Origin of the sequence: Serratia sp. JSRIV002 (genome assembly GCF_019968725.1) — a bacterium.
Classification (GTDB): domain Bacteria; phylum Pseudomonadota; class Gammaproteobacteria; order Enterobacterales; family Enterobacteriaceae; genus Chania; species Chania fonticola_B.
The window spans coordinates 2,536,028-2,549,940 of record NZ_CP074143.1 but is presented as its reverse complement, the minus strand read 5'-3'; the positions used below and the strand labels follow the sequence as shown (position 1 = coordinate 2,549,940).

Below are 13,913 nucleotides of genomic sequence, written 5' to 3'. Positions count from 1 at the left end.
TTGAAAAAGATGCAACTAAATCCCGGCTGGTCAAACCACGATTTTACGCTATTTTGCGGTTTTTACCTCAAATAACGCAAATAGTTTTCGCATTTTTTAAATCATATACATGCCGCCATTGACATGTAACGTTTCACCGGTGATGTAGCTGGCCTCGTCAGAGGCTAAAAATGCAACAGCGCTGGCGATTTCTTTAGCTTCCCCAAGCCGGCTAGCCGGAACCTGAGTCAAAATGCCTGCGCGTTGATCTTCTGTCAACGCCCGTGTCATGTCCGTCTCAATAAAGCCAGGAGCCACGACGTTGACCGTAATGCCACGTGAAGCGATCTCACGTGCCAAAGACTTACTAAAACCAATCAGACCGGCTTTAGCCGCCGCGTAGTTAGCCTGCCCTGCATTCCCCATGGTGCCAACAACGGAACCGATAGAGATGATACGGCCAAACCGCTTTTTCATCATAGCTCGCATTACCGCTTTTGACAGACGGAATACGGAAGTCAGATTGGTGTCCAGGATATCCTGCCACTCATCATCCTTCATTCGCATCAGCAGGTTATCACGCGTAATCCCGGCATTATTCACTAAAATGTCGATTTCGCCAAATTCTGCGCGAATCGAGGTCAAAACGTTGTCGATAGATTGCGCATCAACCACGTTCAGCATATAGCCTTTGCCGTTCTCACCCAGATAGCTGCTGATGGCTTCAGCACCGCTCTCGCTGGTAGCGGTGCCGATAACCTTGGCGCCACGTGCAACAAACAACTCTGCAATAGCCCGGCCAATACCGCGGCTTGCGCCGGTGACCAGGACAATTTTCCCTTCGAAGCTCATGGTTATCCTCTTTTACTGTTCCAACGCCGCAGACAGGCTGGCAGTATCGTTAACCGCTGCCGCCGTCAAGGTGTCGACAATGCGTTTGGTCAGGCCGGTCAGCACTTTGCCTGGGCCCACTTCCAACAGCAGAGTCACACCCTCTGCCGCCATAAATTCTACGCTTTCCGTCCAGCGCACCGGGCTGTACAGCTGGCGAACCAACGCACTGCGGATAGCTTCTGGCGCGGTCTCTGCGCGTACATCAACGTTATTGACTACCGGAACCAGCGGCGCGTTGAAGGTGATGTCTTGCAGCGCTACAGCCAGCTTATCGGCAGCCGGTTTCATCAGTGCGCAGTGCGAAGGCACGCTCACCGGCAACGGCAGTGCACGTTTGGCACCGGCCGCCTTGCAAGCTGCGCCTGCACGCTCAACCGCTTCTTTGTTACCCGCGATAACGACCTGCCCCGGAGAGTTGAAGTTCACCGGTGAAACTACCTGGCCTTGAGCAGACTCATCACAGGCTTTGGCAATCGAGGCATTATCCAGACCGATGATGGCGTACATGGCACCGGTACCTTCCGGTACCGCTTCCTGCATCAGCTTGCCGCGCAACTCGACCAAACGGATAGCCGCAGCAAAATCCAGCACACCGGCACACACCAGCGCCGAGTATTCACCCAGGCTGTGGCCAGCCATCATCACCGGCATATTACCGCCCTGCTGCTGCCAGACACGGAAGATGGCAACGGAGGCCGCCAACAACGCTGGCTGTGTCTGCCAGGTTTTATTCAGCTCTTCTGCCGGGCCAGTCTGCACCAACTGCCACAGATCGTAACCCAAAGCCGCAGAAGCGTCGCTAAAAGTTTGTTCCACAATGGGAAACTGTGCGGCCAAATCGGCCAACATGCCAACGGTTTGAGAACCCTGGCCTGGAAAAACAAAAGCAGTTTGCGTCATTTTTTTATTCCTGTTGAATCAAAAGCGAACCAGCGCCGAGCCCCAGGTAAAGCCACCGCCGAATGCTTCCAGCAACACCAGCTGACCACGCTGGATGCGCCCGTCGCGTACGGCTTCGTCGAGCGCCGCAGGTACCGAGGCGGCAGAAGTGTTTCCGTGACGATCGAGCGTCACTACCACTTTCTCCATCCCCATACCCAGTTTTTTTGCCGTTGCGCTGATGATGCGCAGGTTGGCCTGATGCGGAACCAGCCAATCCAGTTCACTGCGGTCAAGATCGTTAGCCTTCAGCGTTTCATCAACGATATGTGCCAGTTCGGTGACTGCCACTTTAAACACTTCATTACCCGCCATGGTGACGTAAGCAGGATGATCCGGGTTCTGACGATCTTTATTCGGCAGAGCCAGCAGATTGCCATAGCGACCATCGGCATGCAGATGGGTAGAGATAATGCCCTGGTCCTCAGAAGCCCCCAGCACTACCGCGCCAGCACCGTCGCCAAACAGGATGATCGTGCCGCGATCTTCAGGATCGAGCGTGCGCGACAGCACATCTGAGCCGATCACCAGCGCATGTTTTACCGCGCCGTTCTTGACGTACTGATCGGCCACGCTCAAGGCGTAGGTAAAGCCAGCACAGGCCGCCGCGATGTCAAACGCCGCGCAGTCCTGAATACCCAGCATCTGCTGTACCTGGCAGGCAGAACTTGGGAACGCATGGCTTGAGGTGGTGGTCGCCACCACGATCAGGCCGATATCTTCTTTAGCCACACTCGCCATTTCCAGCGCGTGAGACGCGGCATGGAAGCTCATGGTTGCCACGGTTTCATCCGGGGCAGCGATACGACGTTCACGAATACCGGTGCGAGTCACGATCCACTCGTCAGACGTATCCACCATTTTTTCTAAGTCAGCGTTGGTGCGCACTTGTGCGGGTAAGTAACTCCCCGTACCGAGAATCTTTGTATACATGAACGATCAGTCACTCTTGGGTAATACAGCTTCAAGGCGCGCAGCAATCCTGTCCGGAACTTGCCGCTGCACCGCCTGTACAGCCTGTTCGATTGCCACCGCAAACGCGTTTTGGTTTGCAGCGCCGTGGCTCTTGATCACGGTTCCCCGCAATCCTAACAGACATGCACCATTATACTGGTCGGGGTTCAGATGACCAAAACGCCTTGCCACCCTTTTTTGTAACCAACGACCCAACAATTTTAACCACCACGCCTGTTTTCCCCCATCGGAGGATGACTTGAGTAGCGACAAGAACAGTCTTATCACACCCTCCATGGTTTTCAGAGTGACGTTGCCGACAAAGCCGTCGCAGACCATCACATCGGTTTTACCGGTGAGCAGGTCGTTGCCTTCCAGATAACCAATATAGTTGATTGCCTGCGTTTTTTTAAGTACGGCGGAGGCTTCGCGGATATTATCCAGTCCTTTGGTTTCTTCTTCGCCGATATTGAGCAGTGCCACACGTGGCTGCGCGATACCCAATACCTCTTCCGCCATCACTGCTCCCATGACCGCGAACTGCACCAGCATCGTGCTGTCGCATTCTACGTTGGCCCCCAGATCCAGCACCACGGTTTTACCGCGCTGTTGGTTAGGTATCACAGTCATCAACGCCGGGCGTTCAATGCCGTCCAACGGTTTGATCAGCAGCTTGGCCAGCCCCATCAACGCCCCGGTATTCCCTGCACTGACACAAGCCTGCGCCTCACCGCTTTTAATCAACTCCAGCGCAATGCGCATAGAGGTACCTCGGCTGGCCCGGATCGCTTGTGAAGGCTTCGCGTCACCGGCAATAACCGATTCGGCAGGTACGACTTGCAAGCGTTCCAGGACAGACGGATCGGCTTTGGCAAGTAACGGGGAGATGACGTCGGGATCGCCGACTAACAGGAGATGAAGCTGTAAATTAGAGGCCAGTGCCTGCAATGAAGCAGGCACTGTGACGCAGGGACCGAAATCCCCGCCCATTGCATCTAACGCCAGGGTTAGACGAGTCAAAGTATCGCTGACTTAGCCGATAACCTTGCGACCGCGGTAGAAACCGTCGGCAGTGATGTGGTGACGACGATGAGTTTCACCGGAAGTCGCATCTACAGACAAGGTGGTGGTGGTCAGGGCATCGTGTGAACGACGCATGCCACGTTTGGAACGGGTTGGTTTATTTTGTTGTACGGCCATGGACCTTACTCCTCGATTACTTACGCTTTAAACTGGCTAATACGGCAAATGGATTTGGTTTCTCCGCCTCAGGAGGCAGTTTGCCAAACACCATGTCCGCTTCGGACACTTCACAGTGTTCAGATTCATGTACCGGAACGACAGGCAGTGAAAGAATAATTTCATCTTCAATCATTGCCAACAGATCGACTTCGCCAAACTCGTCAACTTCGATCGGTTCGTACGCTTCCGGTAATGCCTCAGCCTGCTCATCATTGACGACCGGGCTAAAACAATATGTTGTGTGGACCTGGTGTGCAAACGGGACACCACAGCGTTGGCACATCAGCGTTACCGCGACGTCCGCATGCCCTGTTATCACCGCGAGGCGCTGGTTATCAATATCAAACGACAACTGCACTTCGACATCACTGTCCACACTGACCACGGAGTCGGCAACACGTGTAACCAGCTCAGGCGCGTAGGAACCAACATAGTCCAGGCGTTTCTGAGCGGTACGTACCGCATCAATGGTCAAGGGTAATTTTACCTTTTGCATAGGGCGCGCATATTAACTTTGTAACGTCATAGAGTCAAAGAAAAAGGCCCTAAAACGGCACCTTTCACCAATATTCGCTTCCAGAGCGGCCGACAGTTTAAGATGAGCGACATATTTACGCTACGGTTTGTGGAAAAAATTATGCAAAGACTCTTACTTGCCTCAACCTCGATCTATCGCCAGCAACTGTTGGAAAAGCTGCACCTGCCCTTTATTTGTGCAGCACCGCAAACCGATGAAACACCGCTGCCCGGTGAAAGTGCCGAGGCTTTAGTGCTGCGCCTGGCGGCGGCCAAGGCTCAGGCGCTGGCTATGGCCTACCCTGATTATCTGATTATCGGTTCCGATCAGGTCTGCGTGATCGCCGGAGAAATCACCGGTAAGCCCCATAGCGAAGAGAACGCCCGCCAGCAGCTACGTGAGGCCAGCGGCCAGCAGGTGACCTTCTATACCGGTTTGGCGCTCTATAATAGCCGTAGCCAACGCCTACAGGTGATGTGTGAACCTTTCCACGTTCATTTCCGTGCCTTGAGCGAAGTGGAAATCGAAACCTATGTGCGCCTGGAACAGCCGCTCAACTGCGCAGGCAGCTTCAAGAGTGAAGGTTTGGGGATTGCGCTGTTTGATAAGTTGGAGGGCCGCGATCCGAATGCGTTGATTGGCCTGCCGCTGATCGCATTGTTGGAAATGTTGCGGGCTGAAGGGGTCAACCCGCTGGTATAAACTTATTTTTTGGCTGCGGCGGTCCGTTGGCGCAATACCTGCAGGCAATGACGCAGTTCGTCATCCATCGGCGCTTCGATGCGCATCGTTTCGCCGGTGGCAGGATGTTCAAAGCGCAGCGCTGCCGCATGCAGGAACAGGCGTTTCAGGCCGGTGCCCGCCAATTGGCGATCGAACTCCCGGTCACCATAACGGTCATCAAAGGCGATCGGATGCCCAGCATGCAAGGTATGCACACGAATCTGGTGGGTACGCCCGGTGATCGGGCTGGCCTTCACCAGCGTGGCATGTTCAAAGCGCTCTTCGATCTTGAAGCGGGTCTCCGAAGGTTTGCCTTCGCTGTTGACGCGGACAATGCGCTCCCCGCTCTGCAAAATATTCTTCAGCAACGGTGCCTGCACCGCTTTGCAGTGCGACTGCCACTCGCCGCGCACCAACGCCAGATAATCCTTCTGCATCCCCTTGAGGCGCAACTGCTCGTGCAGCGAACGCAGCGCCGAACGCTTCTTGGCCACCATCAACACGCCGGAGGTGTCGCGATCCAGACGGTGCACCAGCTCCAGAAAACGTGCTTCCGGACGTAATGCCCGCAATCCTTCGATCACGCCAAAACTCAGGCCACTGCCGCCATGCACCGCCGTTCCCGAAGGTTTGTTGAGCAGCAACAGGTGATCGTCCTCATAAAGGATGCAATCCGCCAGGGCAGCAACTTTATCCAGCTTGGCGGAAACCGGCGCATCTTCACGCTCGGCGACCCGAACCGGAGGAATGCGCACCACGTCGCCCGCCGCCAGTTTATATTCAGCCTTGATGCGGCCTTTATTGACCCGCACCTCGCCTTTGCGCACGATGCGATAAATCATGCTCTTCGGCACGCCTTTCAGGCGGGCAAGCAAAAAATTGTCGATTCTCTGACCGGCTTCATCGTCAGAAATCGTCACTAATTGTACTGCGGGAATGTTCGTTTTCATGGGGCGGGATTCTAAATAGAGCGCGTCAATAGCGCCACCTCTTTTTATGTGCTTAACTGTCTCTCAGACTGTGAAAGAAACGCCAGCGAACAATAAGGCAGCAAGCCAGGTTGATCGTTTGCGGTTTCCGCCACAGTTAGCGCAAAGTCACCTTGCTATAAAGGTACTTGCAATGGAATAATGCTGTAACTTTCCGTGCCGATCCCCTTGAAACGAGGAGAATTGCGGAATTATACAGTTTGTCTGGTTGCACAAAAACGCAGCAATGGCGTAAGACGTAATGTGAAATCAAACAATTAGCGGGCTGCGGGTTGCAGCTTGGCCGGCAAATGGAATCAGATCTGTCAACATACATCAGAGGCTATTCCCTGAGTCAAAAGCGCTGTGTTTCACAAAGAAATACAGGCTTACCGAGATAATGCGCCCCTATGCAGGCGACAACCGTGAGGTTGACGGCTTTGCGAGAAGACACGGGGTTTTCGGTTTTAACCTGGCCATGAGGTTATTTTGCCCGCAGCTTTGTCGATAATGTAAAAAAAACGAGTAAGTTAAGATGAAAAGAATGTTGATTAACGCAACTCAGCAGGAAGAGTTGCGTGTTGCCCTTGTAGATGGACAGCGGCTGTACGATCTGGATATTGAAAGCCCTGGCCATGAGCAGAAAAAAGCGAATATTTACAAAGGCAAAATCACTCGAATTGAACCTAGTCTCGAGGCCGCGTTCGTTGATTACGGCGCTGAACGACATGGTTTCCTTCCGCTAAAAGAAATCGCTCGCGAATACTTCCCAAGCAATTACTCTTCCCATGGTCGCCCAAACATCAAAGATGTGCTGCGTGAAGGCCAGGAAGTCATCGTTCAGGTTGATAAAGAAGAACGGGGTAATAAAGGCGCCGCCTTGACCACCTTCATCAGCCTGGCCGGTAGCTATCTGGTTCTGATGCCGAACAATCCGCGTGCCGGTGGTATTTCCCGCCGCATCGAAGGTGACGACCGTACCGAACTGAAAGAAGCGCTCTCCTCGCTGCAATTGCCAGACGGCATGGGTCTGATTGTCCGCACCGCTGGCGTTGGCAAATCTGCCGACGCTCTGCAATGGGACCTGTCATTCCGCCTCAAGCACTGGGAAGCGATTAAAAAAGCCGCCGAAGGCCGCCCTGCTCCTTTCCTGATCCACCAGGAAAGCAACGTTATCGTGCGAGCATTCCGCGATTACCTGCGTCCGGACATCGGCGAAATCCTGATCGACAACCCGAAGGTACTCGATCTGGCCAAAGAGCACATCGCTGCCCTGGGCCGCCCGGACTTCAGCAGCAAGATTAAATTGTACAGTGGCGAAATCCCGCTGTTCAGCCATTACCAAATCGAATCACAGATCGAGTCCGCGTTCCAACGTGAAGTGCGTCTACCTTCCGGTGGTTCCATCGTGATCGACACCACCGAAGCCTTGACCGCTATCGATATCAACTCCGCGCGTGCAACCCGCGGTGGCGACATCGAAGAGACCGCATTCAATACCAACCTGGAAGCCGCAGATGAAATTGCTCGCCAATTGCGCCTGCGCGACCTGGGTGGCCTGATCGTTATCGACTTTATCGATATGACCCCGGTTCGTCACCAGCGTGAAGTGGAAAACCGTCTGCGCGATGCCGTCCGCCAGGATCGTGCCCGCATTCAGATTGGCCGTATCTCTCGCTTCGGCCTGCTGGAAATGTCCCGTCAGCGCCTCAGCCCGTCACTGGGTGAGTCCAGCCACCACGTGTGCCCGCGCTGTACCGGTACCGGCACCATCCGTGATAACGAATCGCTGGCGCTGTCTATTCTTCGCCTGATCGAAGAAGAAGCGCTGAAAGAGAACACCAAAGAAGTTCACGCCATCGTACCAGTTCAGGTTGCTTCCTACCTGCTGAACGAAAAACGTGATTCTGTCAGCGCGATCGAGAAGCGCCAGGGTGGCGTGAAAGCGATCATCGTGCCAAACGATCAGATGCAAACTCCGCATTACTCCGTGCTGCGCGTACGCAAGGGTGAAGAAACACCAACCCTGAGCTACCTGCTGCCGAAGCTGCATGAAGAAGAAATGGCCCAGCCGCAGGATGATGCGCCAGTCGAGCGCAAACGCGAGCAGCCGGCTCTGGCTTCCTTCTCCCTGTCACAGGATGCTCCACCGCAGGAAGAAGAGCCTGTGGTTAGCAAGCCTGCCGTTGCCGCCAAACCGGCAGTTGCATCACCCCCCGCTGCTGAGGCCAAACCTGGCCTGTTGAGCCGTCTGTTCGGTGGCTTGAAGTCACTGTTCGCCGGTGAAGAAACGCCGGTGGTTGAAGCTAAACCGGTCGTAGCTGAGAAAACGGAAGACAGCGACAACCGCCGTCAGGATCGTCGTGGTCAACGCCGCCAAGGCTCTGGCCGTAAAGGTGAACGTGGCGAGCGTAAAGAACGTGGCGAAGGGCGTGACAACCGTGAACGTGGTGATCGTGAACCACGCGAAAATCGCGAACCGCGCGAACCGCGTGAAAGCCGTGACGATCAGCGCCGCAACAACCGCCGTAACGCACAACAACAGACTGCACCAGCGGCTGCCAACACCGAAGTGCAGACTGAAGAAGCGGCCAAGGCACAGCGCGAAGATCAGCAACAGCGCCGTGAACAGCGTGCCGAGCGTCAACGCCGTCGTCAGGAAGAAAAACGCCAAGCTCCACAAGACGTCAAAGTGCCAGAAACTGCGGAAGTCGTTGTTGCCAGCCATAGCAATGACGAAGATGAAGACCGTCATCAGCAGCCAACGCAGCGTCGTCAACGCCGTCCACTCACGCAGAAAGTTCGCGTCCTGTCGGCGGAAGAAGAACTGCATCGCGCCGCTGAAGAGCTGTTAGCGCCTAAAGCGCCAGTTGCCAAGGTAGAAGAAAGCCAGGCTCCGGTAGTGGCTGAAAACGTTAAACTGTTGCCACAGACCATTGCGGCCCAGTCTGAAGATGACGCGCAAGCTGACAACCGTGGAAACGGTGAAAACGGCATGCCACGTCGCTCTCGTCGTTCTCCACGCCATCTGCGCGTCAGTGGTCAGCGTCGTCGTCGCTATCGTGACGAACGTTATCCGAACCAGTCGCCAATGCCGTTGGCCGGGGCGTTTGCCTCACCAGAGATGGCTTCAGGCAAGGTTTGGGTCAGCTATCCTGTGGCACAAGCAGCCGTCTACGTTGAACACGAAGAAGCTCAAGCGCCAGTGGCGGTAGAAACCGTAGCCGTTGCTGCTGCACCGGTGGCTGTTGAAGCCGCTCCTGTTCAGCCTGTAGTCAACGAAGCGCCAAGCGTCGTTGAAACCGCTCCGGCAGTGGCTGAATCGGTGGCAGCACCGGTAGTTGAAGCCCCGGTAGAAACTGCACCGGTTGAAACCGTTGTCAGTGAAACAACTGAGGATGAGACGGTTGCAGATGCCACGGTACAAGCTGAACCCGTTATCGCTGAGCCCGCAGTGCAAGAGCCTGTAGTGGAAGAAACTGTAGTGGAAGCCGTTGTGGCCGCCCCTGCAGAGGCTACTGTAACCGCAGAGCCGGAAGTCGTGTCAGCACAGCCAGAGGCTGCTCCAGCTCCAGTGCAAGCGGCCCCAGTGGTTGCACAACCACAACCGGCACTCTACAAGCATATCGCTACCGCCCCGATGACCAAAGCGCCTGCGCCGGATTATCAGCAGGAAGCCGCGAAGACCAGCGAGTGGCAGCGCCCTTCCTTCAACTTTGACGGAAAAGGTTCTGCTGGCGGCCATGCAGCGGCGAATCAGGCCACTGCTCCAGCGACCAAACCGCAGCCGGTTAACGACTAAGTTAATCCCTGCCATAAAAAAACCCGCCTAGATGGCGGGTTTTTTCTTACTACTGAACACTCATGCCCTTCTTTTCAGTTTGTTAACGCCCAATGCCCAAGTTGCTCTGTTCGCCTAAGCCAACTGATTTCAACTTGTCATTAACTAACAGATGCATCCAAACCGTTTTCCGCTTATCCTTTCACCCCGGCGTGAATAACCCCCGTTTATTCGCTTTTATTAAGATTTTTTGACCGCCGGAGCTCTGCACCATGACCGCACAACCCCAAGCCCTGAAAATCCGCCGCCCTGACGACTGGCATATCCATTTGCGTGACGACGACATGCTGAAAACGGTTCTGCCCTATACCAGTCAGGTGTTTGGCCGGGCGATTGTGATGCCGAACCTGGCCCCACCGATCACCACCGTTGCCGCGGCACGTAGCTATCGTGAACGTATTCTGGCTGCGCTCCCCGCAGAACATAACTTCACGCCGTTGATGACCTGCTACTTGACGGATTCCCTCGCTGCGGCGGAGCTGGTCAACGGGTTTGAGCAAGGGGTGTTCACCGCTGCCAAGCTCTATCCAGCCAATGCCACCACCAATTCCAGCCACGGCGTGAGCGATGTGACCGGGATTTATCCCCTGCTTGAGCAGATGCAGAAGATGGGTATGCCGCTGCTGATCCATGGTGAAGTCACCGATGCCAGCGTGGATATCTTCGATCGCGAGGCTCGCTTTATCGAACAGGTGATGGAGCCGGTACGCCGCCAGTTCCCGGAATTAAAAATCGTATTCGAGCATATCACTACCCGGGAAGCCGCTCAGTACGTGCAGGAAGGCAATCGTTTCCTTGGTGCCACCATTACGCCACAGCACCTGATGTTTAACCGCAACCACATGCTGGTAGGCGGGATCCGGCCACACCTGTTCTGCCTGCCAATCCTCAAGCGTAACATCCATCAGGAAGCGTTACGCAGCGCCGTTGCCAGCGGTTGTGACCGCTTCTTCCTCGGCACCGACTCGGCACCTCATGCCAAACACCGTAAAGAGACCAGCTGTGGCTGCGCAGGGGTATTTAACGCCCCGAACGCGATGCCCGCCTATGCCACCGTATTTGAACAATTAGGCGCCCTGGAGCACCTGGAAGCCTTCAGCTCGCTGAATGGCCCCCGCTTCTACGGCTTGCCGGTTAACCAGGACTTTATCACGCTGCAACGCCTGCCGGTGGCCCAGCCAGAGGAGATCACGTTGGGTAATGAAGCCGTGGTGCCCTTCCTGGCCGGTGAGACCATCAACTGGTCAGTGACAGACTGCTAAATATTTTATTTCTGCTCTTGCCTCCGGCGCCAGTTGACTGTATAAATATCCAGTAGACAGTTCCGGGGGCAATTATGCGTGTTGAAGTCACTATAGATAAAACCAAACCACTGCCGCCGGGGGCTATCGAAGCCCTGACCGGCGAATTCACTAAACGGGTCAATCGCCAGTTTCCTGACACTACCGTCCAGATCCGTTATGCCGGTGCCAATGGCCTTTCCGTCATGGGCGGTGCCAAAACAGATAAAGACCTGATCGAGGAGATACTCCAGGAAACCTGGGAAAGTGCCGACGATTGGTTCAGTGCAGAATAATTCTGCAATGTCGTTGTTGCCGGGGGTCGCTCTCCGGCTTTTTTGTTTCTGCCGTATCGTCGTTTTGCCTGGAAGAAACAGCACTTGTGGTCTGTAATGATTAGACAACTTATGGTGCAACAAAGGTATAAACAATGGTTCCTGATAAAGACAAGCCCGAAGAAGCGATGACCTTTGGCGAGTTGCTGGCCCTGATCGCCGATCAAAAACGGCGACTGAGCGTACTCGAGGTCGCTTTCTCTTATTTGTCTTTTGGCTTGAATGACAAAGCCAACCAGTTGCTGATCCACAACCTTAAACTGGAAGCACAAAATCAGAACCGCGATCCTGAAATGCAAAAGCATTTCGCCCATTTGGCAGCCGAATTGGAAAGTCATGCGCACGTGAAACTTCCTCCTGCCGCCGAAGAGTAATATTGTTAGATGACTTAAGCACGGGCGCAGCATGCAGCTGCCCCAACCCTTTACCTAAAACCCCCAGCTATCCACTCCGCTAGCCGATTAATTACGCAAAAAATATTTATTTGCAATAAACCGCAGGAAAACACCCCACGCCAGATCCTGAATGCGTATACTGTAAAAGCTCACCATGAAGGTGAGACACATTGATCCTCGTTAGTAACTCCAGCTAGTCACTACTTGATAAGGGGTCTTTATGGACAGAAATGATGAAGTAATACAGACACATCCGCTTGTTGGCTGGGATATCAGTACCGTCGATGTTTATGATGCCATGATGATTCGCCTTCATTACCTGTCTTCACTAGACCAAACAGCCGAAGAAGCGCAAGTGGATCGGACTCTTTGGCTAACCACAGACGTTGCCCGCCAATTAATCAATATTTTAGAGGCTGGCATCGCCAAGATAGAATCTACGGATTATTTAGACCTTGATCGCAGAAAACATTAACCCATTCACCCTCAACCGCTAAGGCGTCGGCAATTAACCGGCGCCTTTTCTTTTGTATCGACCCGCATCGGTTCATGGTGCATTACCGCCGCCAAACTCTTATCATATCTGCCATCAGCGACACATCAAAGAAAGGACATGGCACGTGGAATATGACTTGATCATCGTGGGTAGTGGCTCGGTTGGGGCTGCTGCAGGCTATTATGCGACAGCCGCAGGCCTTAAGGTCTTAATGATCGACAGCGCTTTCCCCCCGCATCGTCAGGGCAGCCACCACGGCGATACCCGTATCATCCGCCATGCTTACGGCGAGGGCGAAAAATATGTGCCTTTTCTGCTGCGTGCCCAGGCACTGTGGAATGGATTAGAGCAGAAAAGCGGCGACAAGCTGTTTCATCCCTGTGGCGTGCTCACCCTGGGGCCACAAGACAGTGAATTTGTCACCACGGCACAGCGCAGTGCCAAAAACTTCAACCTCCATAACGAGTTACTGAGCGCCGAACAGATCCAACAACGCTGGCAAGAGTTCACCGCGCCAACGGGTTATGTCGGCCTGTTCGAACCAGATGCAGGAATACTGCGCTCGGAACTGATTGTTGCCAGCTACGTCAGATTGGCCAGAGAAGCGGGCTGCGCCCAACTGTTTAATTGTCCGGTAACCGCCATCGAGCCAATCGATCAGGGGGTTGAGGTCGTGACTTCAGAGGGGCGCTACCAAGGGCGTAAAGCCGTGGTCTGCGCGGGAACCTGGGTCAAAAATCTGTTACCACAGCTTCCTGTTTCACCGGTGCGTAAGGTGTTTTCGTGGTATCAGGCAGATGGTCGTTACAGCGAAAACAACCGCTTTCCGGCTTTCACCGTTGAAGCGCAAGACGGCTGCCACTACTACGGTTTCCCCTCTGAGAATGACGGCTTAAAGGTCGGTAAACATGATGGTGGACAACCGATGGAGACAGCGGATCAGCGCAAGCCGTTCGGCTCCCTGGCCAGCGACGGTACCGAAGTATTCGGCTTTCTGCGCCACTTCCTGCCAGGGCTTGGCGTCTGTCTGCACGGTGAAGCCTGTAGCTATGATATGAGCCCGGATGAAGACTTTATTATCGACACCCTGCCTAGCTGCCAACGCCTGATGGTGATCACCGGCCTGAGCGGCCACGGCTTTAAGTTTGCCAGCGTACTGGGTGAGATAGCCGCGCTGTTTGCGCAAGATAAGCCTTCATCCCTGGATATCACACCCTTCAGCCTGCGGCGTTTCTGACCGTTCAATCCCCTGTTCGCCCCGCTCTGGCAAGCGGCAGGGGAAAACCCCAGCGATATGAATACACCAACCTACTGATATTAATGAAAAATAAGCTATGGACGGAAATATCT

Annotated in this window: 14 protein-coding genes; 7 read left to right on the top strand and 7 right to left on the bottom strand. The window is 54.4% G+C overall.

Annotation, left to right across the window (positions count from 1 at the left end):
* Positions 1-96: 96 nt before the first annotated feature.
* From fabG to yceD, 6 genes are read right to left on the bottom strand one after another with little or no spacing between them, the layout of a single operon-like run.
* On the bottom strand, positions 97-831 hold the full coding sequence (fabG, locus tag KGP26_RS11865) for a 3-oxoacyl-ACP reductase FabG (RefSeq protein WP_024528544.1): 735 nt from the start codon (positions 829-831) through the stop codon (positions 97-99).
* A gap of 12 nt (positions 832-843) precedes the next feature.
* The gene (gene fabD / locus KGP26_RS11860; RefSeq protein WP_094982275.1) at positions 844-1,773 is read right to left on the bottom strand and encodes an ACP S-malonyltransferase; all 930 of its coding nucleotides are present in this window, start codon (positions 1,771-1,773) and stop codon (positions 844-846) included.
* 18 nt (positions 1,774-1,791) lie between these two features.
* On the bottom strand, positions 1,792-2,745 hold the full coding sequence (locus KGP26_RS11855; protein ID WP_218519452.1) for a beta-ketoacyl-ACP synthase III: 954 nt from the start codon (positions 2,743-2,745) through the stop codon (positions 1,792-1,794).
* A 6-nt stretch (positions 2,746-2,751) separates the two neighbouring features.
* Positions 2,752-3,786 carry a phosphate acyltransferase PlsX gene (gene plsX, locus KGP26_RS11850; protein ID WP_071680507.1) on the bottom strand — a complete coding sequence of 345 codons (1,035 nt, stop codon included), beginning with the start codon at positions 3,784-3,786 and terminating at the stop codon, positions 2,752-2,754.
* A 12-nt stretch (positions 3,787-3,798) separates the two neighbouring features.
* Positions 3,799-3,966 carry a 50S ribosomal protein L32 gene (gene rpmF, locus KGP26_RS11845; protein WP_004943042.1) on the bottom strand — a complete coding sequence of 56 codons (168 nt, stop codon included), beginning with the start codon at positions 3,964-3,966 and terminating at the stop codon, positions 3,799-3,801.
* Positions 3,967-3,982: 16 nt separating this feature from the next.
* A complete protein-coding gene (gene yceD / locus KGP26_RS11840; RefSeq protein WP_024485941.1) occupies positions 3,983-4,504 on the bottom strand; it encodes a 23S rRNA accumulation protein YceD in 522 nt (173 codons plus the stop codon).
* Between the two features lie 141 nt (positions 4,505-4,645).
* Between yceD and KGP26_RS11835 the strand changes: the two genes are divergently transcribed.
* Positions 4,646-5,227 (top strand): nucleoside triphosphate pyrophosphatase, encoded by a 582-nt coding sequence (locus KGP26_RS11835; protein WP_218519453.1) that lies wholly within the window; start codon positions 4,646-4,648, stop codon positions 5,225-5,227.
* A gap of 2 nt (positions 5,228-5,229) precedes the next feature.
* On the opposite strand, the gene rluC is transcribed toward KGP26_RS11835, so the two are convergent.
* Positions 5,230-6,198, bottom strand: coding sequence for a 23S rRNA pseudouridine(955/2504/2580) synthase RluC (gene rluC / locus KGP26_RS11830; RefSeq protein WP_021178312.1), 969 nt, complete (start codon positions 6,196-6,198; stop codon positions 5,230-5,232).
* A 553-nt stretch (positions 6,199-6,751) separates the two neighbouring features.
* Between rluC and rne the strand changes: the two genes are divergently transcribed.
* The 6 genes from rne to solA all read left to right on the top strand — a co-directional run bounded on the left by rne (position 6,752) and on the right by solA (position 13,800).
* A complete protein-coding gene (gene rne, locus KGP26_RS11825) occupies positions 6,752-10,018 on the top strand; it encodes a ribonuclease E (RefSeq protein WP_223665480.1) in 3,267 nt (1,088 codons plus the stop codon).
* 251 nt (positions 10,019-10,269) lie between these two features.
* Positions 10,270-11,319 carry a dihydroorotase gene (pyrC, locus tag KGP26_RS11820; RefSeq protein ID WP_021178314.1) on the top strand — a complete coding sequence of 350 codons (1,050 nt, stop codon included), beginning with the start codon at positions 10,270-10,272 and terminating at the stop codon, positions 11,317-11,319.
* A gap of 74 nt (positions 11,320-11,393) precedes the next feature.
* The gene (gene dinI / locus KGP26_RS11815; RefSeq protein WP_094982280.1) at positions 11,394-11,633 is read left to right on the top strand and encodes a DNA damage-inducible protein I; all 240 of its coding nucleotides are present in this window, start codon (positions 11,394-11,396) and stop codon (positions 11,631-11,633) included.
* A gap of 134 nt (positions 11,634-11,767) precedes the next feature.
* Positions 11,768-12,046 carry a hypothetical protein gene (locus KGP26_RS11810; RefSeq protein WP_223665479.1) on the top strand — a complete coding sequence of 93 codons (279 nt, stop codon included), beginning with the start codon at positions 11,768-11,770 and terminating at the stop codon, positions 12,044-12,046.
* Between the two features lie 241 nt (positions 12,047-12,287).
* The gene (bssS, locus tag KGP26_RS11805) at positions 12,288-12,542 is read left to right on the top strand and encodes a biofilm formation regulator BssS (RefSeq protein WP_024485935.1); all 255 of its coding nucleotides are present in this window, start codon (positions 12,288-12,290) and stop codon (positions 12,540-12,542) included.
* 145 nt (positions 12,543-12,687) lie between these two features.
* Positions 12,688-13,800, top strand: a complete 1,113-nt coding sequence (gene solA, locus KGP26_RS11800; protein WP_223665478.1) for an N-methyl-L-tryptophan oxidase — start codon at positions 12,688-12,690, stop codon at positions 13,798-13,800.
* Positions 13,801-13,913: the final 113 nt, after the last annotated feature.